At 41.2% G+C, this 24923-nt stretch carries 21 protein-coding genes; 17 read left to right on the top strand and 4 right to left on the bottom strand.

The features are described 5' to 3' along the window. The first annotated feature begins 81 nt into the window (after nucleotides 1–81). The 13 genes from DDR33_RS21120 (at nucleotide 82) to rfbA (ending at nucleotide 13598) form a co-directional block, all read left to right on the top strand. A complete protein-coding gene (locus tag DDR33_RS21120) occupies nucleotides 82–1629 on the top strand; it encodes an oligosaccharide flippase family protein (RefSeq protein WP_109417788.1) in 1548 nt (515 codons plus the stop codon). Nucleotides 1630–1755: 126 nt separating this feature from the next. After that, on the top strand, nucleotides 1756–2796 hold the full coding sequence (locus DDR33_RS21115; RefSeq protein ID WP_109417787.1) for a polysaccharide pyruvyl transferase family protein: 1041 nt from the start codon (nucleotides 1756–1758) through the stop codon (nucleotides 2794–2796). 27 nt (nucleotides 2797–2823) lie between these two features. Next, nucleotides 2824–4080, top strand: a complete 1257-nt coding sequence (locus DDR33_RS21110; RefSeq protein ID WP_109417786.1) for a glycosyltransferase — start codon at nucleotides 2824–2826, stop codon at nucleotides 4078–4080. Beyond that, on the top strand, nucleotides 4064–4711 hold the full coding sequence (locus tag DDR33_RS21105) for an acyltransferase (RefSeq protein WP_109417785.1): 648 nt from the start codon (nucleotides 4064–4066) through the stop codon (nucleotides 4709–4711). The genes DDR33_RS21110 and DDR33_RS21105 overlap by 17 nt, the downstream gene beginning before the upstream one ends. Before the next feature lie 10 nt (nucleotides 4712–4721). Then, nucleotides 4722–6095, top strand: a complete 1374-nt coding sequence (locus DDR33_RS21100; protein WP_109417784.1) for an O-antigen ligase family protein — start codon at nucleotides 4722–4724, stop codon at nucleotides 6093–6095. Next, on the top strand, nucleotides 6025–7116 hold the full coding sequence (locus tag DDR33_RS21095; protein WP_202913807.1) for a glycosyltransferase WbsX family protein: 1092 nt from the start codon (nucleotides 6025–6027) through the stop codon (nucleotides 7114–7116). Before DDR33_RS21100 ends, DDR33_RS21095 begins: the two co-directional genes overlap by 71 nt. Before the next feature lie 83 nt (nucleotides 7117–7199). Further along, nucleotides 7200–7916, top strand: coding sequence for an acyltransferase (locus tag DDR33_RS21090; RefSeq protein WP_109417782.1), 717 nt, complete (start codon nucleotides 7200–7202; stop codon nucleotides 7914–7916). Nucleotides 7917–7950: 34 nt separating this feature from the next. Continuing rightward, nucleotides 7951–9078 (top strand): glycosyltransferase family 4 protein, encoded by a 1128-nt coding sequence (locus DDR33_RS21085; RefSeq protein WP_109417781.1) that lies wholly within the window; start codon nucleotides 7951–7953, stop codon nucleotides 9076–9078. Continuing rightward, the gene (locus DDR33_RS21080; protein ID WP_109417780.1) at nucleotides 9053–10159 is read left to right on the top strand and encodes a DUF1972 domain-containing protein; all 1107 of its coding nucleotides are present in this window, start codon (nucleotides 9053–9055) and stop codon (nucleotides 10157–10159) included. The genes DDR33_RS21085 and DDR33_RS21080 overlap by 26 nt, the downstream gene beginning before the upstream one ends. A gap of 11 nt (nucleotides 10160–10170) precedes the next feature. Then, nucleotides 10171–11226: a dTDP-glucose 4,6-dehydratase gene (rfbB, locus tag DDR33_RS21075; protein WP_109417779.1), complete on the top strand. Its 1056-nt coding sequence runs from the start codon at nucleotides 10171–10173 to the stop codon at nucleotides 11224–11226. A gap of 35 nt (nucleotides 11227–11261) precedes the next feature. Beyond that, complete coding sequence (gene rfbC, locus DDR33_RS21070) at nucleotides 11262–11801, top strand: dTDP-4-dehydrorhamnose 3,5-epimerase (protein ID WP_109417778.1); 540 nt, start codon at nucleotides 11262–11264, stop codon at nucleotides 11799–11801. Nucleotides 11802–11830: 29 nt separating this feature from the next. Beyond that, nucleotides 11831–12694 (top strand): dTDP-4-dehydrorhamnose reductase, encoded by an 864-nt coding sequence (rfbD, locus tag DDR33_RS21065; RefSeq protein ID WP_109417777.1) that lies wholly within the window; start codon nucleotides 11831–11833, stop codon nucleotides 12692–12694. A 46-nt stretch (nucleotides 12695–12740) separates the two neighbouring features. Beyond that, nucleotides 12741–13598: a glucose-1-phosphate thymidylyltransferase RfbA gene (rfbA, locus tag DDR33_RS21060; RefSeq protein ID WP_109417776.1), complete on the top strand. Its 858-nt coding sequence runs from the start codon at nucleotides 12741–12743 to the stop codon at nucleotides 13596–13598. Nucleotides 13599–13697: 99 nt separating this feature from the next. Here the strand turns inward: rfbA and DDR33_RS21055 are convergent, their stop codons facing one another. Continuing rightward, a complete protein-coding gene (locus DDR33_RS21055) occupies nucleotides 13698–15215 on the bottom strand; it encodes a capsule assembly Wzi family protein (RefSeq protein ID WP_109417775.1) in 1518 nt (505 codons plus the stop codon). 580 nt (nucleotides 15216–15795) lie between these two features. On the opposite strand from DDR33_RS21055, the gene DDR33_RS21050 reads away from it, so the two are divergent. After that, the gene (locus DDR33_RS21050; protein WP_158280825.1) at nucleotides 15796–18225 is read left to right on the top strand and encodes a hypothetical protein; all 2430 of its coding nucleotides are present in this window, start codon (nucleotides 15796–15798) and stop codon (nucleotides 18223–18225) included. A 135-nt stretch (nucleotides 18226–18360) separates the two neighbouring features. On the opposite strand, the gene DDR33_RS21045 is transcribed toward DDR33_RS21050, so the two are convergent. Genes DDR33_RS21045 through DDR33_RS21035 form a run of 3 tightly spaced genes read right to left on the bottom strand, consistent with a single transcriptional unit; the run spans nucleotide 18361 to nucleotide 21013 of the window. Further along, the gene (locus DDR33_RS21045) at nucleotides 18361–18576 is read right to left on the bottom strand and encodes a hypothetical protein (RefSeq protein ID WP_109417773.1); all 216 of its coding nucleotides are present in this window, start codon (nucleotides 18574–18576) and stop codon (nucleotides 18361–18363) included. A gap of 12 nt (nucleotides 18577–18588) precedes the next feature. Beyond that, nucleotides 18589–19338: a hypothetical protein gene (locus DDR33_RS21040; protein ID WP_109417772.1), complete on the bottom strand. Its 750-nt coding sequence runs from the start codon at nucleotides 19336–19338 to the stop codon at nucleotides 18589–18591. Continuing rightward, complete coding sequence (locus DDR33_RS21035; protein WP_109417771.1) at nucleotides 19307–21013, bottom strand: hypothetical protein; 1707 nt, start codon at nucleotides 21011–21013, stop codon at nucleotides 19307–19309. Before DDR33_RS21035 ends, DDR33_RS21040 begins: the two co-directional genes overlap by 32 nt. Nucleotides 21014–21198: 185 nt before the next feature. Here DDR33_RS21035 and DDR33_RS21030 point away from each other — a divergent pair, with 185 nt between their 5' ends. Genes DDR33_RS21030 through DDR33_RS21020 form a run of 3 tightly spaced genes read left to right on the top strand, consistent with a single transcriptional unit; the run spans nucleotide 21199 to nucleotide 24839 of the window. After that, nucleotides 21199–22971: a hydroxysqualene dehydroxylase gene (locus DDR33_RS21030; RefSeq protein WP_109417770.1), complete on the top strand. Its 1773-nt coding sequence runs from the start codon at nucleotides 21199–21201 to the stop codon at nucleotides 22969–22971. Between the two features lie 2 nt (nucleotides 22972–22973). Then, nucleotides 22974–24176 (top strand): sensor histidine kinase, encoded by a 1203-nt coding sequence (locus DDR33_RS21025; protein WP_109417769.1) that lies wholly within the window; start codon nucleotides 22974–22976, stop codon nucleotides 24174–24176. 24 nt (nucleotides 24177–24200) lie between these two features. Continuing rightward, complete coding sequence (locus DDR33_RS21020) at nucleotides 24201–24839, top strand: response regulator transcription factor (protein ID WP_109417768.1); 639 nt, start codon at nucleotides 24201–24203, stop codon at nucleotides 24837–24839. Nucleotides 24840–24923 lie beyond the last annotated feature (84 nt).

Raw genomic sequence — 24923 nt, 5'->3', positions numbered from 1 at the left:
GAATATGGTGAAGTGGCACGAAAGAAGGGAATGTGGAGTAAGTTTTCATCTGTTTTTAAGAGGCGATAATAGAAATTAATCATGAAGGCCGCTAATAGGATAGCTGTAAATACCGGTATCTCCTACGCAAGGATGTTGATTACAATGGTCATTTCATTGTATTCTACGCGCATTGTATTGAATAGTCTTGGTAGCTTGGATTATGGTATTTTTAATTTAATTGCAGGTATAATTGCTATGCTGTCGTTCTTAAATACGGCCATGGCAACTTCTACACAACGATACCTGTCCTATTATCAAGGGAAAAGCAATATGTTCATGCAGAAGAAGGTCTTCACAAATAGCTTAATAATTCACATTATTATAGGGTTGTTGTTAGTGGTGATATTGGAGATACTTGGATGGGCTATTCTTGGGTTCTTAAATATTCCGGATAACAGGATGGCTGCTGCTCAGGTTGTTTATCATTATATGACTGTTACCGTCTTCTTTACAGTCGTTGCTGTTCCATTCAACGGATTGCTCATAGCTCATGAGAATATGATATGGGTGGCTGTTGTGAATATAATCGAAACAATATTAAAACTGCTCATAGCTATACTTCTTACGTATACTTCAATTGATAAGTTAATGTTATTTGGGGGACTTACAGCATTGTTGAGCGTGGTCAGTCTTATTTTGTACGCATCTTATTGCTTTTTCAAGTACGAAGATTGTACAATTTCGGGAATTACTAGGATCGACAAGAAGTTATCTAAGGAATTAACCTCATTTGCAGGATGGAACCTTTTCGGATCAATATGTGGTTTAGGAAAAACACAAGGGATCGCAGTTTTACTTAATATATTTTTAGGTGCAGTAGTGAATGCTGCATATGGAATCGCAAACCAGGTTTCTTCACAACTAACTTTTTTTTCAGTTACTCTTCTCCGGGCAGTGAATCCACAGATTATGAGAAGCGAAGGGGCTAGTGACAGGAATAGAATGTTGAGGCTTTCTATGGTGGTTAGCAAGTTTAGTTTCTTTCTCATGGTTTTTTTTACAGTACCTGTAATCTTTGAGATGAAAGCAATCCTGACATTTTGGTTAAAAAATGTTCCGGAATATACAGAGGCATTCTGTAATCTTGTTCTTATTTCTATACTTCTAAATCAATTGACAATCGGATTGCAGTCCGCTGTTCAGGCTATAGGTGAGATAAAAATGTACCAAGTTGTAGTCGGTGGCGTTCAGTTGCTGAATCTGCCGGTAGCGTATATTCTGTTATATTTTGGCTATTCTCCACAGATGGTATTACTTATTGGGTCGGTTATTGAAATTTTGGCATGTGGATTAAGATTATTGTTCCTGAAGCGAATCGCGGGTTTGTCGCTGCAAGAATATACCCAAAGAGTTTTTCTAAAAGAAATAGTTCCGGTCTGTGTAATTGTTCTCACCAGCTATTTGATCTCACATACTATTGAACTTGGTTTTAGGTTCATTTTTAATGGAGTCATTTCTTGTTTTGTTTTTTCAGTAAGTATATATTTCTTTGGCCTCTGTGAGGATGAAAAAGCTTTAATTGATAGTTTTTATAAAAGGATCAGAACGAGCATTATTCAAAAGGTAAGAGTTAGTGGTACTTATTAACTGTATCATGGTATCCTGCTTTGGTGCCAAGAGATAGTATAACTATAGCATTGTATTAACATAATGAATGCTGCCTAGAAGTAGTTAATTTAATTATTATAGAGATTTAAGATCAAATTTTATTTTATGAATTCGGAACAAATGAAAAATGGTGTACTTGTTTACATGCCTGGGTATGGAGAACAAAATATAGGGGATTATGTTCAAAGTTTGGCGGCTTTACAATTTTTAGGCAATAAACCTGATGTATATCTGCATAGAGAGCATTTGAATTCGTATTCGGGCGATAAGGTAAAACTTATAATGAATGGTTGGTTTACCCACAAACCAGAAAATTGGCCCCCTTCTGAAAAAATACAACCGTTATTTGTGTCTTTCCATGTAAATTCCTTGGCTAAAAATACACTTCTTCGGGAAGCCGGTGTTGAATACCTAAAGAAACATCAGCCCATAGGTTGTCGTGACAAAGGAACAGTTGATCTATTAAGAGAAAAAGGAGTCGATGCGTACTTTACAGGTTGTCTTACCTTGACCTTAGGTGAAACCTATGCAACCAAAGAAACTGATGGTAAAGTATATATGGTTGATCCAATTTTTGATAAACCGAAAGATTTTGGTTCCCTTTCGAAAGCACTAATAGGTGTTGTTACTAGATACTCAAAGATTAAGAAGTTGGCGCATAAACTTTTGAGGGATACTTCAATTAAATCGTTATTAATTGCTTCTAGATTCTATGACGCATATTCTGAGTATTTCTCAGACAGTATTTTGATGGAAGCAGAGTATATACATCATTATTTCCCAGAATCTCAATTTAAGAATGAAGAGGAAAAGTTTGATCTTGCCAAATCCCTCCTTCGCAAGTACTCGAAAGCAGCTTTAGTTGTTACTAGTAGAATTCATTGTGCTTTACCTTCATTGGGTATGAATACCCCTGTTGTTTATGTGAATGATTTAGGACAAGACGAAGCAAGTTCCTGTAGACTTGATGGTATAACGGAGTTGTTTAATGTAATTGATTACAAAAAGGGAAAGCTATTTCCGAGATTTTCTTGGGAAGGTGGAAGTAAAATCGTTCCGTCTACGAAAGTTACTAATAAGCCAAATTATCTTTCTCTGAAAGAAAAATTGGTGGAAAAATGTAGGAGTTTCGGAAGTCTTAACTAGTTATATTTAAGTTTAAAACAATCTTTAATGAGTCCCGTGAAAGTTCTTTGGTTTTCTGTTACGCCTTCTCTTTATGAAAGTAAAATTAGTGGGCATAATGGGGGGGGATGGATTGCATCACTGGAGTCGCTTGTTCGAGGTTCTGGAGATGTCCAATTAGCAGTTGCGTTTGAGCATGAAGATGGTCAGTTCAAGGTCGAGGACGGCGATGTTACTTATTACCCAATTAATGTTTGGACTTCTAAAGCGAAGAAGCTTAAAAGAAGAATTAACTTGAATATTGAAGAGGAACTTTTGATTCCTGCCTGCCTCAGGGTGATTGAAGATTTCAAACCAGATGTTATACATGTGTTTGGATCAGAATGGTGTTTTGGTTTGATAGCTCAACATATCAACATACCACTAATTATCCATATGCAAGGCAGCATCCCTCCTTACTTTAATGCCCGTTTTCCAGTTGGTTATAATAATCTTGATCTGATTCGGTTCAATGGTGTAAATCTCATACGAACAATACTAGATTTTTATAATGAGAAGAACTTTCGGTTGAGAGCTAAAAGGGAAGAAAAGATTCTCAGATCATGCCAATACTTTATGGGTAGAACGGAATGGGATAGGAGTATAGTATCTCTTTATAATCCATCTGCCCGGTATTTTTATTGTAGTGAAGCTTTGAGGCAGGTTTTTTTTGAGGAGGGCGGAAGAATCTGGAATAAGCAAAAGAGAAGTGATTTCATTATAACAACAACAATTTCTGCGCCATTATATAAGGGGGTGGATTTGGTCCTGAAAACAGCAAAGTTGTTGATGGATAATGGGTTTAAGGCATTCAAATGGCGGGTATTTGGACTATCTAATGTTAAGTTTCATGAATGGAAAACAAAGATCGCTTCAGCAGAAGTGAATGTTGAAGTTGTAGGGACTGTATCAGCAGAAAAATTAAAAGACGAACTGTTGAACTCGGATGTTTTTGTTCACCCTTCATACATAGATAACAGCCCCAATAGCGTTTGCGAGGCTCAGTTGTTGGGTATGCCTGTAATAAGTACTAATGTGGGCGGTATATCATCTTTAGTCTCTCATCGGGAGAGTGGCCTTCTCGTTCCGGCAAATGATCCATTTCTACTGGCGTCTTATATAAAAACTGTTCTATGTAACGATGAACTCGCTACATATTTAGGGCGACAAGGAAGAAAGGAAGCTTTATTGCGACATGATGGAGGAACATTACTTAATAATCTGATAAATATATATAAGTCTGTATTGGATGAAAAATCTGTTTAGACGAATATTATTGAGAATAGCAACCTTTATTGGTTATATAGGTTCACTTTTGATGCCCTATAAGCTCAACGTCTTGCTGGGTGTTTTTGGGGATGCTATCTATACGAAATGGGTATCCAGTGCTTTAAGGAAAGTTGGATCCAGGACGTCTATCATGAGAGGATTGGTTCTATTGAATGGCAAGTATATCGAAATAGGGAAGGACTGTTCTATTGGAACCAGGGTAGTCCTCACAGCTTGGGATAGATATTTAAATTTTTCCTATTCTCCATCAATATCAATAGGCGATAACGTTGTAATTGGTGATGAAAGCCATATTACAGCTATATCACAGATATCGATTGGTAATAACGTCACTACGGGAAGGAGGATAACAATTACAGACAATTCCCATGGTTTAAATTTGACCTCTGACGAGCTAAATATCCCTCCCTTAAGTCGTCAGCTTCATTCAAAAGGACCTGTGTTTATTGAAGATAACGTATGGATTGGAGATAAGGTAACAATTTTGCCCGGAGTTAGGATTGGATTTGGTTCTATAGTTGGAGCTAATGCCGTAGTTACAAAAGATATCCCTGCTTATAGTATTGTAGGCGGAAATCCTGCCAGAATATTAAAACAGATAGTTTAACGAATCTACAATGAATTCACTCCCTATAATTTTAACTGTTTTTGCATTGTTAATACCCATTGTAGCGTTTTTAAACCTGAAGCTTTCAATTGCGTTGTGTGTTGCATTTGAGACTCTAGTTCCTTCTGTTTTTAACTTTAGCCAACTCGGCATAGCTATTCCTTTTAGAGTTATATATGCTGTATTGTTTGTTGCTTTTATTTTTAAGTATCGAAATAAGTTGGATGATGGTGTTGACTCTGTTGTTGTAAAACCTTTTTTATTTTTGTTAATAGCTCTTTTGTTTTTAACCTTACTTCAGGACTCTATGCCATGGAGCAATCAGCTTTTTCTATGGGTCCGGGATTTCTTGACAATATGCATATTGCCTGTTATTATATGGAATTTAAGTAAGTACGATAGAAGTACAATAAAATATCTAAAGAACGCTATTGCAGTTGCAACGATAATCGCATGCATATATGGCTTGTTTTTGACACAAACAGCGGGTATCAATCCTTATATTCTGCAAATAATGAGTTCTTTCGGTATTGAAGTTCTTGATACTTACACTACTAATGAAAGTGGTAGGTTATTCGGGAGAATTCAATCTACTTTTGAGCACCCAATGAGTTGGGCTTTGTATCTAGTATTCATTTCTATTGTTTTGTTCACTTTCCTTAATAAGGAGGGGCATAAGAGAATAAATTATGTTTTAATATTATTGGTTGCAGTTAACCTTTTTATCAGCGGTGTCCGTACAGGCATTGTTGCTCTTGTTGCTGGATTAGCTTATTACATGGTGGCTGAAAGAAAATTTAAGATATTTTTCTATGGATTAATGTCCCTAGTTTTATTATATGTAGTCATGTTGACATTCAGTAGCTTCAATGATTATATAATGTCAATATTTGATCTGTCAGGTCAAAAGACAAATGTTCAAGGTTCCTCTTTTGAGATGCGTTTTACCCAATTTCTTGGGTGCTTGAATGAAATTAGAGGAACTGAGATGGAAGGGAAGGGTTATGGATGGACAACTTATTATATGAGCACAAAAGGAAATCATCCGATTATTCTCGCTTTTGAGAGTCTCATTTTTGTGGTCATTTGTAACAGTGGGTTTATTGGATGTGCACTCTGGATTATGTTCTTTTTTATCTTGATTAAAGTAAACCGGAAACTTTTAAAGGGGCATGATATGCATATAATGAATATGCTTCTGATTTCGTATTTAGTATTTGCTGTATTAACCGGCGAATATGGTTATATGAAAATCTTTTCTACATATTATAGTTTTTTACTTAGCTATTTATATTCATTAAATAATGACAATTATGAATTCGAAAGAAAGCTCCAAAGCAAGGGTAGTGGCTTTTTATCTTCCTCAGTTTCATCCTATTCCTGAGAATGATCAATGGTGGGGTAAGGGATTTACAGAATGGACGAATGTTGGAAGAGCAAAATCTTTATTTAAAGGACATTATCAACCTAGAGTTCCTGCTGATTTAGGATACTACAACCTTTGCCAACCGGAGATTAGAGAAGCTCAGGCTGAGATGGCCAGATATGCTGGTGTTGAAGGATTTGCATATTGGCATTATTGGTTTGCGGGTAAAAGATTGTTAGAACGACCATTTAATGAGGTGCTCAAAAGCGGTAGCCCTTCTTTACCATTTTGTTTGGCTTGGGCAAATGAAACTTGGTCTGGTGTCTGGAATAATGATCATAAAAGAATTCTCGTTGAACAGACGTACCCAGGAAAGGAAGATCATATAGCCCACTTTCAAGCTAATTTAGACGCATTCAGGGATGAGCGTTATATAAGAATAGATGGTAAACTTCTTTTCTTAATTTACAAGCCTTTGAACCTTCCTGATGCAAAGAGCTTTATAGACTTATGGAATGATCTAGCTCATAAAAACGGGTTAAACGGTTTTTATTTTGTTGGTGTCACTAATAAGCCTCTTTCTGAAACTGATGAAATATTGGAATTAGGATTTGATGCAGTTAACGTTTTTCGTGTTCTACAGGCGAAGAATGAAATTTCCGGTTTCAAAAGATACTACTCTAATATCTCTGATCGCTTTTTTAATGGTGCAATTGGCTTGAATAAGTTTGATTATCAAAGCATAATTGGACGTTGGATAAAAGAGGATGATGAAAGAGAAGAAGTGCTGCCTTGTATCTTCCCTAATTGGGACAATTCTCCTCGTTCAGGACGACGAGCATTAATTATTCATAAAAGTACTCCAGAGCTATTTGAAGAGCACATGAAGAGTATGATGAATTTGGTGGAAAAAAAACAAAATAAGTTATTGTTTCTAAAATCTTGGAATGAATGGGCTGAAGGCAACTACGTTGAACCGGATTTGAAGTATGGAAATGCTTATCTTGAGGTGCTTAGAAAGTACTTAGTCAGTAAATGATCGTTAAAATTTTAAAGTCGCCTGTAAACGGACAAAGGCTTAATCAATAAAATTTATAAGTTTAATTTTATCCCGACTATTTAATGGCCATTGTTAGTATTGTTAATAGAATTGTAAAGCGTTTAAAAGGAGATGGTTATACAATTGATCCGCGTGTTTCTGGTGGGTATTTGATAGCTTTACTTGCAAGACGATTTATTATGTTTGTTAGGGGTAAGGTAGTGTTGATTAAGCATAGGGGATTTCTATTTGTCGGAAGAGGGGTAGTTTTACGCGCCCGCTATCAAATTCATGTTGGCAGAGGGGTGACTTTTGATGAAGGATCTTTTATAGATGCATTATCTTCAGGTGGTGTTGTTTTGGGAGACAATGTATCGCTCGGAAAAAGGAGCGTGATAGAATGCTCTGGCAGCCTTTCTCATTTGGGGAAGGGAATTAAGGTTGGTAATAATGTCGGCCTTGGAAGGGATTGTTATTATGGATGTGCCGGGGGGATTGAAATAGCTGATAATACAATTATTGGTAATTATGTCAGCTTTCATTCGGAGAACCATATTACTACTTCACTTGAAGTTCCTATTAGACAGCAAGGTGTTTCTCATAAAGGGATTTCTATCGGAAATGATTGTTGGATCGGTGCGAAGGTTACTGTTTTAGATGGAGTAGTGTTGGGAAATGGTTGCATCGTCGCCGCCGGTGCAGTGCTAACGGGTGGGGTTTATGAACCATTTTGTATTTATGGTGGTGTTCCGGCCAAAATGATAAAGAGAAGGTTGGCAGTTAAAGATAAATTTCTTTAGGAAAAATTTTTATAATTATAACGCCGTCAGATTAATGAGCTTAAGTGTTTTAATGATTGTTAGATCTAATATTTACTCTAGTCCAGGGGGAGATACTACGCAAGTTTTAATGACTGCTAAGTATCTACGAAAAATGGGGCTAAATGTAGATGTGAAAGTGTCTACAGATGTAACAAATGTCGAAAAATATAATGTACTTCATTTTTTCAATGTAATAAGACCCGATGATATTTTGCCATTCATCAATCTTGGAATTCCATTTGTAGTATCTACTATATTTGTTGATTATTCTGAATATGAGAAGATCAATACTGGTACTATAAGAAGACTGTTGTTTAGATTTTTATCTAGTGGGCAAATTGAGTATATAAAGGCGATTGCAAGATGGCTTTTCAACGGGGATAAGATCAAGTCAAATTATTATCTTTTTAAAGGGCATAAGGCGTCTATGAGGAAAATAGCCTCAATGTCTCAACTTCTTCTACCTAATTCTCATAGTGAGTATCAACGATTGACGAATTACTTAGGGATTGATGTTCCATATAGAAAGGTTGTTAACGCTATCGATGACGCGTTATTTAATTCTAAGGCGGCCCTGGCTGAAAAATATAAAGATCATGTATTGTGTGTTGGAAGAATCGAAGGCCGAAAGAACCAACTTAATCTAATCAAAGCACTCGTTGGATCACCACTTAAGTTGACAATTATTGGCAAACCTTCACCCAATCACATCAAGTACTATAACGAATGTAAAACCCTTGCAGCATTAGATTCTAATATTGAGTTTATTGAACATATCGATCACGAAAGTTTGGTTAGTATTTATAAAGCTGCTAAGGTGCATGTTTTGCCGAGCTGGTTTGAAACCACGGGTCTTAGCTCATTAGAAGCAGGGATTATGGAATGTAACGTAGTGGTCACAAAAAAGGGAGATACGGAAGAGTACTTTGGGGACCTGGCCTATTACTGCGATCCTGATGATATAAGTTCGATTCGGAACGCAGTTGTAAATGCATTCAATGATCCTGTTAAGCCTGCTTTAAAAGAGTATATTGCCAGTAATTATACATGGGAAATTGCTGCTAATCAGACTTTTAATGCATACAAAGCGATCGATAACAAACTGATAGCAATTAATGAAAATAGCGATATTAGGAACTAGGGGAATCCCCAATAATTATGGTGGATTCGAACAATGCGCAGAGTTCCTTGCGTTGGGTCTTGTAAAAAAGGGCTATGAGGTGATAGTTTATAATTCTCATAATCACCCCTATCAAGAATCGAATTGGAACGGAGTGGAATTGGTTCATTGCTATGATCCTGAGTTTAAATTAGGAACAGCTGGCCAGTTTATTTATGATTTGAATTGCATCCGAGACTTAAAAAGCCGGGATGTTGACGTAGTTCTCCAACTGGGCTATACAAGTAGTTCTATATGGGGCTGGTTGCTGCCCAAAAATGTGGTTGTTACTACCAATATGGATGGTTTAGAATGGAAAAGAACTAAATATTCATCAAAGGTTAGGAAGTTTTTGTTATGGGCTGAACGTTTAGGCGTTAAGTATAGTGACCATCTAATATCGGATTCTGTTGGGATACAAGATTACTTAAAAGACAAATATGGAAAGGAATCGACTTTCATTCCTTATGGTGCTTATGTTTCCGATACTCCTGATTCTAAAGTCCTGGATGAATATAAGATCACGGAGTATGAATATGATTTGCTGATCGCCAGATTAGAGCCGGAAAATAGTATAGAAGTCATTCTAGACGGAGTATCTCAAGCTAAAACAGGAAGGCCATTCTTAGTTATTGGCAAGCACGAGACTAAGTATGGTGAATATTTGAAGTTGAAGTATAGTTCTGATGAATCTATAAGGTTTGTTGGTGGGATTTATGATATTACAAAACTAAATTCAATTAGATACTATTCCAATATTTATTTTCATGGGCATACAGTTGGCGGAACGAATCCTTCTTTATTGGAAGCGATGGCATCTAATAGTTTGATTTGTGCAAACCTAAATCCATTTAATCAATATATCCTTGGAAAGGATGCCGTTTATTTTAGTAATTCGGAGGAGGTGAGTAAGGTCTTGACATCAATTTTTAAGCAAGATTTATTTTGCAAAGAAATGATATTGAACAATACTAATAAAATCCATAATGTGTACAACTGGGACATTATCGTCCAGCAATATGCAGATCATCTTCAATCAATAAAAGGAATAATAACTCGTTAAGTTGAAATAAAATGAAAAAGAAAGTTCTAATCACAGGTGGCGCAGGCTTTATCGGATCTCATGTCGTTAGACGGTTTGTGAGTTCTTATCCGGAATATACTATAGTTAATCTTGACAAGCTTACCTATGCTGGTAACTTGGCCAATTTAGAAGATATTGAAAACGCCGGTAACTATAGATTTGTAAAAGGCGATATTGTCGATTCTTCATTTATTGACGAACTCTTTGAAGAAGAACAATTTGATGCAGTGATCCATTTAGCTGCTGAAAGCCATGTGGATCGGTCAATATCTAGTCCTATTGATTTTGTAATGACAAATGTTGTCGGTACTGTAAATCTCTTAAATGCTGCGAGAAAAGCATGGAAAGGTAATTACGAGAATCGGAGATTTTATCACGTATCGACAGACGAAGTTTATGGTACTTTGGGAGAAGAAGGAATGTTTACTGAAGAAACAGCATACGATCCTCATAGCCCTTATTCTGCTTCGAAGGCTGGGTCGGATCATTTTGTCAGAGCTTATGCGGATACCTATGGGATGAACACAGTAATTTCAAATTGCTCTAATAACTATGGTTCGTTTCACTTTCCTGAGAAATTAATACCTCTTGCAATAAATAATATAAAGCACAACAAACCTGTTCCTGTGTATGGGAAGGGAGAAAATGTTAGAGATTGGCTTTGGGTAGAAGATCATGCGCGAGCTATAGATGTCATTTTTCACAATGCTAAAGCTGGCGATACATACAACATTGGTGGACACAATGAGTGGAAGAACATTGATTTGATTCGACTGCTGTGCAAGATTATGGACAAGAAGCTTAATAGATCCGAAGGAACATCAGAACAGCTAATTACTTTTGTAACAGATAGAGCCGGGCACGATCTTCGTTATGCCATTGATTCAACCAAACTGCAAAAAGAGTTGGGATGGACTCCGAGCTTACAATTTGAGGAAGGATTAGAGAAGACTGTTGATTGGTATCTCTCCAATGAAGAATGGCTTGATAACGTAACATCTGGTAATTATCAAAAGTATTACGATGATCAATATACATCACGGTGATCTCGATTTTCTTAATCTAAATGATATCTCAATAAATGGAAATAATTAATACGCCTCTGTCCGGTTGTTTTATAATAAAGCCATCTGTATTCCCCGATGCCCGTGGTTATTTTTTTGAAAGTTTTAATGAGGCTCGATTCAATGAAAAAGCAGGACTTAATATTCACTTTGTTCAGGATAATCAATCATCGTCGTCTTACGGTGTTCTTAGAGGTCTTCATTTTCAGCGCGGGGAACATGCTCAGGCTAAATTAGTAAGAGTTTTAAGGGGGGAGGTTCTTGATGTTGCAGTAGATTTGCGTCCTGATTCTCCAACGTATGGGAAATCATATAGTGTTCTCCTAAATGAGGACAATAAGCTGCAGTTTTTCGTTCCCCGGGGATTTGCTCACGGCTTCGTTGTGCTTTCAGAACATGCGGAGTTTTTTTATAAATGTGATAATTATTATAATAAGGCATCTGAAGGGGGACTCTATTTTGCTGACCCCTCCCTTAATATTGATTGGAAAGTGCCTGTTGAAAAGCTATTAGTGTCTGAAAAGGATATGGAACTTCCAAACCTTAATGCGCTATAGGAAGTGATAACCCATTATTTTTACAGCTTATGAGTAAAATTCTTGTTTTCGGAGCATCCGGACAATTAGGAAGCTGCCTGAAAAAGGTGGCTGCTGAAAGAAATATTTCCAGGATGGTTTTTCCAGAGGAAAGTAGCGCTAATATTCTAGATTTGGATTCTTTAAAGAGTCTTTTTGAAGAGGTTCGCCCCTCGCATGTTATAAACTGTGCCGCCTATACTGCAGTAGATAGGGCTGAAGATGACGTGGAAACGGCAAGGAAAGTTAATAAAGATGGAGCCGCGAACCTTGCTTCTTTTTGTGATGCCTATGGATCTGTATTGGTGCATATTTCGACAGATTTTGTTTTTAAAGGGGATATTCCTAAACTCTTGAGTGAAGATGATCTTGCTGAACCTGTTAGTGTTTATGGATTGACCAAGTTAGAGGGTGAACAAGACATAGAAAGGCTGATCAAATCCTTTTTTATCATTCGTACAAGTTGGCTGTATTCAGAATTCGGGAATAATTTTGTAAAGACAATGCAACGCTTGGGCAGAGAACGTGATGTGCTGAATGTAATTGTAGATCAGGTTGGGACTCCAACATATGCGATAGATCTTGCTGCCGCCGTTCTTGATATAATAGAGTCGGGTAGCGAAGCTTATGGCATTTATCATTTTAGCAACGAGGGCGCGGTATCTTGGTATGACTTTGCTGAAGCCATTTTTGAAATTAGTAATATAGATGTAAAGTTGAATCCAATCCCTACTTCTGAATACGTGACCCGTGCGCAAAGACCGCCGTTTTCTGTCATGAGTAAGGCGAAGATTAAGAATGTGTTCGGTATAAAGATTTCGCATTGGAAGAAGAGCCTTGAGGCTTGTATCGAAAGATTAGCAGAAACAACTTAGTCAACAATCAATCGTAAAAAAGTTAGTATTATTATAATTCACAAACATGAAGGGCATTATATTAGCAGGGGGATCTGGAACCAGATTGCACCCATTAACGTTAGCAACTAGTAAACAGATGATGCCTGTTTACGATAAACCAATGATTTATTATCCGCTTTCTATTCTGATGCTTGCAGGAATAAAAGAGATATTGATTATTTCAACCCCCCATGATCTTCCTAATTTTGAAAAGCTTTTAGGAGATGGTTCTCGTATTGGCTGTAAGTTTTCATACGCAGTGCAGGAACAACCTAATGGCCTTGCTCAGGCGTTTGTAATTGGAGAAGAGTTTGTTGGTAGTGATAGCGTGGCTCTCATTTTAGGTGATAACATATTCTACGGTGATGGTTTGTCTCATCTTTTACAGGAATTAAAGGAGCCAGATGGAGGTGTTGTATTTGCATATCAGGTTGCGGATCCTGAAAGGTATGGAGTTGTAGAATTTGATCACGACAATAAAGTTCTGTCTATAGAAGAGAAGCCTGAGACCCCTAAATCTAACTATGCCGTCCCTGGGCTTTACTTTTATGATAATTCTGTAATTGAAATAGCAAAGAATATCAAGCCATCACCAAGAGGAGAATATGAGATTACCGATGTAAATAAAGTGTATCTTGAAAAAGGGAAGTTGAAAGTGGGTGTTTTAAGTAGGGGTACTGCATGGCTGGATACCGGTACTTTTAATTCTCTGATGCAAGCCGGGCAATTTGTTCAGGTAATAGAAGAGCGGCAGGGCTTGAAGGTGGGGTGTATAGAGGAAGTTGCTTATAGAATGGGATTTATCTCAATGGATGAGTTGAAAAAGATCGCTCAACCTCTAGTAAAAAGCGGATATGGCCAATATTTATTAGGCTTAATATAGCCTTTTGGATTATTGCAAGCGTTAATAGGTACGAATGTGAAGAGGCCCTGTTTTGTGTTATCGCAAACCAAGCTCTTTTCACATTCATGCGTAATCCAATTAGAACTTTTTCGATAGTTTAACACTCATCCCAAAAGAGTTATTTAGTAGTTTGCCCTCATCTGCAGCTATTGTTACGCCTAAATCGAAGTTGTTTTTTAATTCTTTGTTGACCTGAACTAAACCAGAAAATTGATTCACTCTGCCGAATAAAAGCTCAACAGGAGTTACACTTCGCGGCTCGTCTCCAGTGGTGTGGCCTTCTGGACTCGTGCCGAAGGTCCCGTAATTAGCAGAATAGGACGCTTTCGTCATAATCCTAAATGTTTTTACTGCGGCTTCCAATCCTAGATGAAATGCGACAACTCTATTATTGACAAAGTATTCATTTTGAAATGAAGGCAGATCGCTTCGTCCTAATATCTTTGATGTAATAAATGGTGATCCTAATACCATATTTTTGTATGTCCATCCATTTAGATAAAAGTAGTTGTTATAATAGTCTTCGTCTCCTGATTTTGTAGGCTTAGATCCGAATTCTCCTGCCTGGTTTTTTGAATAAAATAGCTCTAATAATATAGTTTTCCATTTGAAACCATCATTTGATCGGTTAAAGTTTTTATTTCTTAATGTGATACCGTTAAGCCCGTCTTTTATATTGGCCAGTTTGGATAATGCCCCGACATCATAAAAACTCTGACGATAGATGAGCATTGTTATATTGGAAAAATCATATTCAGCCCCGATATCTATTGATCCTAATTGATTGCCGATCTTTGATCTGGGAATTTTCCCAGCGCCGTATGTTTTCCCGACAGCTACATAAAAAAAGGTCTCAATAGGAGACAGATCAAAATCCTCTCCATAAATTTTTCGCTCATTTCCCCAAAAGACCTGGTGACTAAATCCTCCATACAATTTTAGTTTCCACTCAGGCTTTCCGATTCTTCCATAAAAGGATTTTTGATGAAAATAAGTCTTGGGATGTGTGTCATAGAGAGGATATCTGAAAGATGTGGGCGGAGCCGTCCTAATCGTGTCAAGGACATCTTTCCGTCCTAAATATCCGTGGGAGAATGTGCCTTTTATAGCTATCAAACCATCTGCGATAGGTATGGTCCAATATTGTGGTATAGAAATTTCGATTTGGGGAACACCCAGTGCATTTCCGGATACTGCAAAGTTTCCGGAAGATAGTGACGTATCACCGTTTAGTCCCATTATGTCTTTACTTCTCCCTGCTTTTAATTGAAATATGCCGGCTTTAAGCTTCAAATAGCTTTGTATTAAAAGAAGTTCAGATTTATTTCCGAGATTCGCTCGTCCCTCGAAACCGAATCCCCAATCTAGCAAACGATTACTTGTTGAATCGTAGTCTCTGTGGACTTTCATAATCATACTGCCACTCGCCCCTTTTACAGGGATGCTGCCATTCTGATTGGAACGAAGCCAGAATGGAACGGAGCTTTTATTTGTTATAGTTGACTGCATTGCCGCTTCATAATCAATCTTTGATTGTGAATAAGAAATTTTCGTGATTAATAAAAATAATAGTATTGTCCAATTCAGTTTTTTCATTTCTAGTGAGGTTCCAGTAGCGCAGGGTAAAATTAATATTTTTCGTTAATCTTATATCATAAAGCAATACAATAGCTGTAATTTCTGTTCCTTTTTGTATAAGAAAGTATATGAATGGGGTAAAAGACTGAATCATATTTAAGAGAAATACGAACTTCTGAAGATTGAGTTGGGAATAAAGATATGAAGATATTTTGAATCAAAAGAACTCTGCCCTGCTGCAAAGGGCTTTTGATTGTCTTTAGGGAAAGTCATTGTAATAATGGATTGGATAGCGAAAAGTCAAGAGTGTCCGGGTTTTTACTATTCAGACGCATCGATAAATTTTACTTCTTCAGTAAAAAGATGCTAAAACCAATATTTGATTTATTAAGTGGATAGTACTAACATGCTTCGCACACAGGGTTGACGTTGAAATTTCCAAAATTAGCGAGCATAGTACGCCTATTTTAGTATGGCTTAGAGGATAGGATCTGGCAGATTCATTCATGATCAGTTAAGCGATAATATTACGATATACACAACTTGTTTTTTTTTTGCGCGTATAATGACGTAGTGATATATGTTATTGGAATGCAGTATGAGACCGTTTGATATCCTTAGAGCAGTTTGGGATAATAAATTTCTGTATATTTTATTGATGAATCTTTTTTTCAATGCTTTTGAAGTAAGTTCCCAAGTTACCAGCCCTTTTAACTTAAGATATCATACCCAACAACGAGGAGGAATTCAGTATGTTGCAAATGCGATTTTAAGCTGTAAAGGATGTGATGCGGTGAATGAATTACCTCCTTATGGTAAAGGAAATAATAATGATTTTGATATGTTCTTTGTTGATGTTGACGAAGATCAGACTACATTTAATTCAAGTTCAGCCAGTTTAAATTTACCAGATTGCTCTTCAATAAGTTTTGTTGGCTTGTACTGGGGGGCGGTAGGTTCACCGACAAATCCAAGAATAAAAGAGAAAAATAGGGTAAAATTAGGGCTACCTGGAAAGCAATCTTACATAGATTTGGTAGCGGATCAAGATCTAGGCAACTTTAGGAACAGGCACTATCAATATTTTAAGGATATTACTTCGTTGGTTCATACCTTGCCTTCACCCAATGGCACATTCACGGTAGGCAACATTGTAACAGATCAAGGGGCTAAAGACTTGTATGCGGGATGGACGATTGTTGTTGTATTCAAAAACGACCTATTACCGTCAAGAGATCTGTCAGTATTTGACGGATTTGTCCCAGTGGTTTATCCTACTCGTTTTGATCTCAATATCGGCGGTTTTCAAACGCCTCCCCGGGGACCTGTAAGTTTAGATTTTGGGGTGGTTGCTTACGACGGAGAGAGAGGGATCGGTGGTGACAGGATGCTAATTAATAACAAGCCGGTATTTGATATCTTACACGACAAGGACAATGTGTTTAACAGCACAATAGCCGTTAATGGGGAAGTTGCAAAGAATACCAGTCCCGCATTAAAGAATACGCTTGGATATGATGCTAGCATTATTCATTTGGAGAATTCCGATTTCACATATTTGAAAAATAATGAAACATCCTTGGTTGTTACTTTAGAAACAGTCAAAGAAGATTATTTTGTAGGCGTATTAACTTCTGCTATTGATAACTTTAATCCGGACTTTAAATTTCAATCTCAGCCGGTCATCGGAGATAAGGGTAATGCTCTGCTTGTTCCTGGTGAAACAGCGAGCTTTGAGTACAATCTAAAAAATATAGGAAATGATAAAAGCTCTATAACCACTTTCATCGATACAATTCCTGATTCTTTTGACTTCATTAAAGGCTCTTTTGAGGTAAAATACGATAACGAAAGTTGGATTCAGTTGAGTCAAGAATCAAAAGGAGGTAGATATATTAAGTACTCCTGGGAGACAAAGAGAATTGAAGCATCTCTAGGAGCTATCGCTTCTGGTGATTCTGTAAAAGTAAGATATAGAGCCCAAGTTACGAGTGATTTAGATAAGATTAAATGTGCTGGGAGTATAATTTCAAAATATGCTTGGTTGCAATATTATGGTAATATAAATACTAACTGGTTTTCAAAAGAACCTTCAGCTGCTGTGATTAAGAATAATTGCTCTTTGGAAGGCCCTGTAAATATTCTGTTCGATACTCAGTTCGGAGTAAAAGATACCGCAATCAATATTTACTGCTCAGGAACCCCAGTTTCCGACTTGCATCTCCCTACAGGTTACGCCCTTTACAAATCAGATGATGTCTCCTTTCAACATCCTTTAGATAAACTAGGAGGATCTGGTGTATACAAAGCCTACCGCAAACTTTCTACCGGTTGCGAATACAGCTTTAACGTTATTGCCCGTGCAGATTCTGTTACCATATATTCTCAACCGGACAATATAGAAGCTACAGTTGGTTCGGGAGTTGCTTTCTCTGTTGGGATAAAGGGAGAGAATGTCAGTTTTCAGTGGCAGGTGAATAAAGGTACGGGCACTTGGGAAGATATCGCTGGAGCTACAGAGAGAAGTCTGACAATTCCGAAAGTTACTGAGGAAATGGATGGGTATAATTACCGCCTGAGGATTACGACTCCTTGTAAAGATTACCTGCTTTCGGTGAAAGTGGTATTAAGCGTGAAGAAGCAGCCGGTGAGTAAGCCGTCTGAAGAGCCGGAGCCGCAGCCTGAAGTAAAGGACGAGAATGTGGGTGCTTTGTTTGTTCCGAATGCATTTATGCCGGCGAGCAATACGCAGGAACTGCGCAACTTTGTTGTGAAGGGACATGGGTTGGCGAAATGGCAAATGACGATATTTAATAAATGGGACCAGGTGATCTGGAAGACAGATGTGATCGGTGCGGACGGAAGCCCCGCTGAGAGCTGGGATGGAAAGATGTTTGGTGCGGATGCTCCCCAGGGTGCTTATATGTGGGCGATTGAGGCGGTGTTTGAGGATGGTAAGGAATGGGAAGGGATGAGTGTGCGGGACTCGAAGCCGCGGAAGAGCGGGGTGGTTTATCTGCTACGCTAGAGTTGAAAGTTTAGAGTTTAAAGTGGAAAGTTGAGGGCAGGGAGAATGAGTGGCTGGCGTATAGGGGAGCGCCAGCCAACTGGATGATCCGGTTATCGGGATTTTATCTGGATTTCAGTTTAGAGGCTGTTGGGTTTAATGACAAACGTATCTTTTAAGATTGCGGTCGTAGTGACATCTTATTTTTCTTCCTCCTATGCTGGCTTTCAGGGATTTGTTTCCGTTTTCTTCTCCTTCGGTAAGGGATATCTCTGTTGTTTCACTGTTGAAGTCTACCCCGTATTCTTCGCTGATAGCTTCGCGGATCAGCTGGAGGCCTTGCTCCAGTTTTTCATTTTTTGTTGTGCCCATATTGTTTATTTTTTAGTTGGTTACAAATACGTGGAGGGTGTCGCTCAGGCTGCCGCTTGCTGCGCGGGTTTGACCGATTATCCTGACCGGCCCTGTGTAGAGGGTGTCTTTCAGTACGAAAATGGCATTCAGCATTCCTCTCAGGTCTGATCCGGCTGAGCTGATGCCCCGGAATTCACCTATGCGGCTCCGGTCTGCTTTTTCTGCGCGGAACTGTACGGATTGTCCTGTGCTAGGTAAACCTTTTTTCCTCATCAGGAATACCTGGACCGGGATTTCGCTTCCGAACCCTTTTTGCACTGATGCTACAGAGGATTCGATCTGCAGGCTGTCGGGCAGGGCTCTTGTAAAGCTGAGCCGGATGATGGTGTCGACTCCGGGGACGGATACTTTTACCTCGGTGCCGGCATTTTCTGTTAAGGAGGATACCAGGTATGCTTTGGCCAGCAGCCTGCCGCTGCTGAGTGAGGCCTGAACTTTTAAGGAGGATGTATCGCTGTATCTGAATTTCCCGGCAGTGGTGGTGAATTCCACTTCCTTAAGGTCTGCATCGAGATTTACGTTGGCGGTGATGGTAATGAAGGACTTGCCGTCGGCTTCCACGCTCAGCGCATCTGCTTCGGCTGAAAGGAGCTGCTGCTTGTTTTTGAGGATGTACTCCGTCTGGTCCTGTTCGCAGGATAAATGGAGCAGGGCGACTGCAGATAATGCTGTGATTAGCACTTTTGTTTTAAAGAGTGAAAATGTTTGTAAAGCTTTCATAAATCTGTTTTAAACGGAGATCGAGTGCAAGTGAAGCGTAAGGGACGGCGGCTGTGGTCTTTTTGCTTACCAGTGGGTTGGGGCTTTCTTTGCGATACCATACGGAGCCGAAATGGAGCCTGACGGCATGGCTGAATGCAAGGCCGATACCGGTGTAGATGGCGGTTCCTCCTACTAAGCCATCCCTTTTTCCGTCTTCTTTAAATGAGCCAATGAGAATTCCTGAATGGAAGGAGAGGTATCCGGCAATGCCTTTGTCTATCTGGTTGAAAGGCACGTCGGTGTCCATGGGCCTCAGGTTCCAGTGGAAGCCGAGAAAAGGACTGAAACCCCTGGGAACTGCTTTGTTTCCCGGAGATCCGTAGGCGAGAAAGCCGAACTCTGCTTTTAAGGCATTGTCTGCCCGGGTTTCAAAATTGAATGTATAGGTGTCGGAGTAGAATCCTGATGAGGGCTGGTAAAAGCCTTCATAACTGTAAATGATGCTCTCTTTTTCTGATCTTAATTTGTTTATCCGGGTTGTTAGCGAGCTGATGGTGGCAATATGTTTCTTAAGGACCTGATAGTTCCTTTCCAGGGTGTCTTTTTCCTGCTGCAGCGCCTGAATGTTTGTGCTTGCCTGGCTGCTCCCCGGAAACTCTGTGTGATAAAGACGGAGGGCTGAGATCAGTTTGTTGATCACAAAAATGCTGCTGTCGAGATTGGCGAGGCGCTGTTCTGGTCCGGTGTCTGCCCGGCTGACCGGGTGCAGATTGACGGGAGAGCGGTAGCCCAGCAAAATGCCGGGATCTGAGAGATTGTTCACTGAAGGCAGGGACGCGCAGGGAATGCATTTACTGCTATACTTTGTCAGTGCCTTTATCATGACGGGCGAGATGGCCAGGGGCGGAAGCTGGCTTGTCAGGGAGCGGTCGATACCTGCTTTTAGTGTTTCAAGCTTATCTTCTTCTGCCTTTAACCGGGCGATGAGTTGGGAGAAATCGGTCTTGCTTCCGTCGGGATTTACAATGGGGGTGTTCAGGAATTTGAGGAAGTCGTTGAACTCGTTAAACCCAAATTCGAAGGAGTCGCAGTTGCAGCTGGCTGAGGGGGATGAGAACGTGATCCGCTGTAAACTGTCGATGGTGTTATAAATGGATTTTGTTTGCTGCACATGCCTGCCGGCGTTCATGGCTGATGAAGCAGGAAGAGGGGCAAACAGCGAGTCGACAATCCTGATCATGCCTTCGGGCCTTGACCGGGTGGTAACCAGCATGAAATAGCGGTTGCCTGGTAACAGGGCCGGGAGATTGATTTTGAATACTCCGGGCTTAACGGTCAGGGTGTCGGTGACCGGAAGCAGGTTCAGCCCCTGTTTTTGGATTTCCTTTTTTGTTGCTATCCTTAATGAATGGATCTTCCTTCCGGAGAACAGGTTGGAAACACATGTTGGCTTGAGCGTGGCAAAGCAGCCTGACTTATTGATCCCCAAAAGAGATACATTGACGATTTGTTTGCCGGCAGGGTGTTGCAGGGTAATGGGAAGCGGACGGTCAAACAGCAGGTTTGTTGAACCTATAGTGGACGAATCCAGTGACACCGCCACCGGCGTTGCTGCGGCCTGGGCTGTTGCTGTGCCGGGGTGCAGCGTGATGTAGCAGGAGAAGAGCAGGAGAGCGAACAGGAACTTCTTCATGTGCTGTTTCTTTTATGCTAAATTACCGGCAGCCCGGGCGGTTTAAAAGAGGAGATTCCCTGATTGGATACCCGGAAATTTCCGGTATTTGAATCCGGAAATTTCCTTGCTTCGGGAAATGAAATTATAAATAGGAATAGTCAGGTTATCTGCTTATCTTTCTGGTAACTAACAATATTCCGAACGTGTTAAAGCATGTGATCATTCTGGGTGGTGGGGTAGCCGGTATGAGCGCAGCCCATGAACTCGCTGAACGGGGGTTCAAAGTCACCGTTTTTGAAAAACAGCGCTCTTTGCCTGGTGGCAAGGCCCGCTCGATCCCTGTAGAGGGTACTGCTGCCGGCGGAAGGGAGCCTCTGCCGGGTGAGCATGGATTCAGGTTCTTCCCGGGCTTTTATAAACATATTATTGATACGATGGAGAGGATCCCGTTGATGGACGGGACGGGAAAAAGATCGGTGTGTGATAACCTGATTGAGTGCCCCAACATGATCCTGGCCCGGATGGATAAGCTGCCGATCGTTCTGCCTAATCATTTTCCACGTTCGTTCAGGGAGCTGAAGCAGATGATCAGCCGTTTGCTGAATGCCGACACCGTGCTGGAGCCGGGTGAGCAGGACCTGATGACCCGGAAGTTGTGGCAGCTTATGACTTCCTGTAAAGAGAGACGGATCAACGAGTATGAGCGGATTGGCTGGTGGGAGTTTACGGAGGCCGACCGGCATAGCAAAGCTTACCAGACGCTTTTTGCGGATGGCTTGACGAGAACGCTGGTAGCCGCAAGGGCGGAAACCTGCAATACGAAGACGAACGGGGATGTGCTGGTGCAGCTGCTGTTTAATATGGGGAATCCTGCTGTTAAGACCGACCGGATATTATGCGGCCCTACGAATGAGAAATGGCTCTTCCCCTGGCTGACTTATCTGCGGGAAATAGGGGTGGAGTATCATTTTGACAGCGAGGTGTTCAGGCTCGAGACGGATGTGGAAAGCAATGCTGTTACAGGTGTGGTGGTGAAACAAGGGCATGAGGAAGTGCTGTACTCTGCGGACTATTACCTGTGTGCTTTGCCGGTTGAAAGGGCTGCTGAACTTGTGAAGAAATCGGCTTTGAACGAGCTGCACCAGGAGTTTAATAATATTATCGCCCTGAGTAAGTGCGTGGCCTGGATGAACGGGATGCAGTTTTTCCTGCGGGAGGATGTGAGCCTGGAAAAAGGGCATGTGATTATGGCCGACACTCCCTGGGCGCTGACGGCGATATCGCAGGTGCAGTTCTGGAATGTGGACATCAGGGGGTATGGCAACGGCGGGGTTGGGGGGATCATTTCGGTGGATGTTTCTAACTGGGAACGGCCGGGCATCTTATATCATAAACCGGCTGACCGGTGTACGAAAAAGGAGGCTATTGCGGAGGTTTGGGAGCAGCTTAAGCGATCGGTGAACGTGGGACAGGTGGTATTGACCGATGAGAACCTGGTGCTGGCGTATGTGGATGGTGCGATCATCTTTGAGAATGAGCTTGCTGCGAAATGGACGGAAGCTGCCGACCCGGAGCTGAATGAACTGATGCCTTATGGATCGAAGGGCATCAACCGGAATGAAGAGCCTTTGCTGGTGAATGAAATTAATACCTGGGCTATCCGGAGTGATGCCAGGACGGCGGTGTCTAACTTGTTCCTGGCTTCGGACTATGTGCGGACGCATACAGACCTTGCAACCATGGAGGGGGCGAATGAGGCGGCCAGGCGTGCGGTGAATAACATCCTGGAGGTGTCGGGCAGCGGGAGCTCTTTTTGCAGGGTGTGGGAGCTGGATGAGCCTGACTGGCTGTTGTATTATAAGCGGTTTGATCAGCGACGGTATGTTCAGGGCCTGCCCTGGATGTTCAGGGAGCCGTGGTTTGCGGGAATCCTGAATGTTCTCTTACAGATCTTTAAAAAGTTAAAACTCTATTGACGATGTGGAAGGCGCTCTCTTTGTATTTTATTCCCCCGGAGGGCAGGAGTAGTCCTGAACTGCTGCGGAAGTATTCCCTGGTTGTGAATATTATCCTGATCACCGTGTTGTTTGATATGGATTATGCCTTCACAACGGTGCTGATTGGCCTGGAAGAGGGAACCAAGGTGATGCTCTTTGCTGCGGCTGTGCAGTTTTCGGCTTTGTTTGCGTTGAAAAGGGGCAGCTCCCTGCTGCTTGTGACGAATGTGTATGTGGCGGCGGGGGTGCTGGCTGTACTGGTTTCTGCCTGGTATTCGGGAGGCTTCAGGTCGCCGGTCCTGCCCTGGTTGTCTACTTCGCCTATTGTGGCCATGCTGATGGCTGGAAGGCGGACGGGGTTCTTCTGGATGGCTTTTAATACGGTTTGTGTCCTGGTGCTGGCCTGGCTGAGCGGCAAGGATTATGCATTTCCGGTGAGCTATGACCGGGGCTGGGAGAATATGCTGTCGGCTAATTGCTATGCGGGGCTGGTGCTGATTATTTTCTCGATGGCACTGGTGTTTGAAAACGGGAAGAATGCGGCAATTAAGCGCCTGGAAGAGAAAAGCCTCCTGCTGGCGGAAGAGAAGAGGAAGACGGCTTTGTACACGGTTTCGCAGGAGATTCATGATAATGTGGGGCAGACGCTTTCTATCATTAAGCTGAACCTGCACCTGCTTGATGGGACGGGGGCGACTGAGAATCCGTCGATGCTGCGGGAGACGATCGGCCTGACTCAAAAGGCTATTGCGGATATCAGGAACCTTTCGAGCAGTTTGTATACGGAGAATATCCGGGAGTTTAATCTTCCTGAGGCGCTTAGGGCTGACCTGGCGCTGGTGGAAAAGTCGGGGGCTTACAGGACGTTCCTGAATGTGATCGGGAAGGACGTGCTTGACCCGAAAACGGGGTTTATCTTATTCAGGATTGCAAAGGAGGCGATTAATAATATTCTGAAGCATGCGGATGCGGATACGATCCGTGTGGACCTGGATTTTGCTGAGGGCTTTTCGTTGAGGATAAGTGATAACGGCCGGGGGATTGGCTATGAAACGGGGGCGGGCCAGGGGATGTACATCATGAAGGAGCGGATGGGGCTGCTGGGGGGAGACCTGGAAGTGTTCTCTGATAAGGGAAAGGGTACCAGCCTCGTCGCCAGGATTCCCGCACAGATGTTGTCGTAATTTTTTTATGCTGGAATTTTGTTTATGGACATCCGGATAGGTTTGGCTGATGATCAGCAATTGTTTTTACGGTCTTTGTCGGCCCTGATCTCTTCGTTTCCGGGCTTTTCTGTGTCTGCTGAGGCGCTGAACGGGGAGGAGATGCTGCTTAAGCTCCGGGACGCGGAGGAACGGCCTCATATTGTGCTTCTGGACGTGAGTATGCCTGTTATGGATGGCTGCATGACGGCGGAGAGAATCAGGATCTCGTTTCCGGAGGTGAAAACTGTGGCGCTTTCGATGAAGCAGGATGACGACTCGGTGCTGAAGATGCTGAGGGCGGGGTGCTGTGCTTATTTGCTGAAGGATATTGATCCGCATGAGCTTAAGTGGGCGCTGACCCAGATCTACTCTTCGGGTTATTATAATGCGGGATTTATTAAAGTGAACCTGAACCGGCTGCTTTTGCATGATCAGCATAAGCAGCCGGTGATTACGGACCGGGAGAGGGAGTTTTTGAAGTATGCGTCGAGTGACCTTACGTATAAGCAGATTGCTTCGAAAATGTTCCTTTCGGAGAAAACAGTGGATGGCTACCGGGAGGCGTTGTTTTCGAAGTTTAATGTGAAAAGTAGGGTGGGGATGGTGCTGGAGGCGGTGAGGAGGGATTTGTTGAGGATATGAAGGGGGGGGAGGGGGAGTTATGGGGAATGAGTTGAAAGTTGAGAGTTGAAAGTTTAAAGTTAGGGCAGGGGGGGATAAGTGATG

Origin of the sequence: Pararcticibacter amylolyticus, from assembly GCF_003130405.1 — a bacterium.
GTDB classification, from domain to species: Bacteria; Bacteroidota; Bacteroidia; order Sphingobacteriales; family Sphingobacteriaceae; genus Arcticibacter; species Arcticibacter amylolyticus.
The sequence above is the reverse complement of the archived record's forward strand: the minus strand, read 5'-3'. Positions and strand labels throughout refer to the sequence as shown.

What these genes read in the sequence shown, in the direction of transcription:
- rfbD (WP_109417777.1), top strand. Translation starts at nt 11,831, where the DNA reads ATGAGTAAAATTCTTGTTTTCGGAGCATCCGGACAATTAGGAAGCTGC.
- DDR33_RS21080 (WP_109417780.1), top strand. Translation starts at nt 9,053, where the DNA reads ATGAAAATAGCGATATTAGGAACTAGGGGAATCCCCAATAATTATGGT.
- DDR33_RS21055 (WP_109417775.1), bottom strand. Translation starts at nt 15,215, where the DNA reads ATGAAAAAACTGAATTGGACAATACTATTATTTTTATTAATCACGAAA.
- DDR33_RS21025 (WP_109417769.1), top strand. Translation starts at nt 22,974, where the DNA reads ATGTGGAAGGCGCTCTCTTTGTATTTTATTCCCCCGGAGGGCAGGAGT.
- rfbC (WP_109417778.1), top strand. Translation starts at nt 11,262, where the DNA reads ATGGAAATAATTAATACGCCTCTGTCCGGTTGTTTTATAATAAAGCCA.
- DDR33_RS21110 (WP_109417786.1), top strand. Translation starts at nt 2,824, where the DNA reads ATGAGTCCCGTGAAAGTTCTTTGGTTTTCTGTTACGCCTTCTCTTTAT.
- DDR33_RS21090 (WP_109417782.1), top strand. Translation starts at nt 7,200, where the DNA reads ATGGCCATTGTTAGTATTGTTAATAGAATTGTAAAGCGTTTAAAAGGA.
- DDR33_RS21100 (WP_109417784.1), top strand. Translation starts at nt 4,722, where the DNA reads ATGAATTCACTCCCTATAATTTTAACTGTTTTTGCATTGTTAATACCC.
- DDR33_RS21020 (WP_109417768.1), top strand. Translation starts at nt 24,201, where the DNA reads ATGGACATCCGGATAGGTTTGGCTGATGATCAGCAATTGTTTTTACGG.
- rfbB (WP_109417779.1), top strand. Translation starts at nt 10,171, where the DNA reads ATGAAAAAGAAAGTTCTAATCACAGGTGGCGCAGGCTTTATCGGATCT.
- DDR33_RS21120 (WP_109417788.1), top strand. Translation starts at nt 82, where the DNA reads ATGAAGGCCGCTAATAGGATAGCTGTAAATACCGGTATCTCCTACGCA.
- DDR33_RS21040 (WP_109417772.1), bottom strand. Translation starts at nt 19,338, where the DNA reads ATGAAAGCTTTACAAACATTTTCACTCTTTAAAACAAAAGTGCTAATC.
- DDR33_RS21095 (WP_202913807.1), top strand. Translation starts at nt 6,025, where the DNA reads ATGAATTCGAAAGAAAGCTCCAAAGCAAGGGTAGTGGCTTTTTATCTT.
- DDR33_RS21105 (WP_109417785.1), top strand. Translation starts at nt 4,064, where the DNA reads ATGAAAAATCTGTTTAGACGAATATTATTGAGAATAGCAACCTTTATT.
- DDR33_RS21045 (WP_109417773.1), bottom strand. Translation starts at nt 18,576, where the DNA reads ATGGGCACAACAAAAAATGAAAAACTGGAGCAAGGCCTCCAGCTGATC.
- rfbA (WP_109417776.1), top strand. Translation starts at nt 12,741, where the DNA reads ATGAAGGGCATTATATTAGCAGGGGGATCTGGAACCAGATTGCACCCA.
- DDR33_RS21085 (WP_109417781.1), top strand. Translation starts at nt 7,951, where the DNA reads ATGAGCTTAAGTGTTTTAATGATTGTTAGATCTAATATTTACTCTAGT.
- DDR33_RS21115 (WP_109417787.1), top strand. Translation starts at nt 1,756, where the DNA reads ATGAATTCGGAACAAATGAAAAATGGTGTACTTGTTTACATGCCTGGG.
- DDR33_RS21050 (WP_158280825.1), top strand. Translation starts at nt 15,796, where the DNA reads ATGAGACCGTTTGATATCCTTAGAGCAGTTTGGGATAATAAATTTCTG.
- DDR33_RS21035 (WP_109417771.1), bottom strand. Translation starts at nt 21,013, where the DNA reads ATGAAGAAGTTCCTGTTCGCTCTCCTGCTCTTCTCCTGCTACATCACG.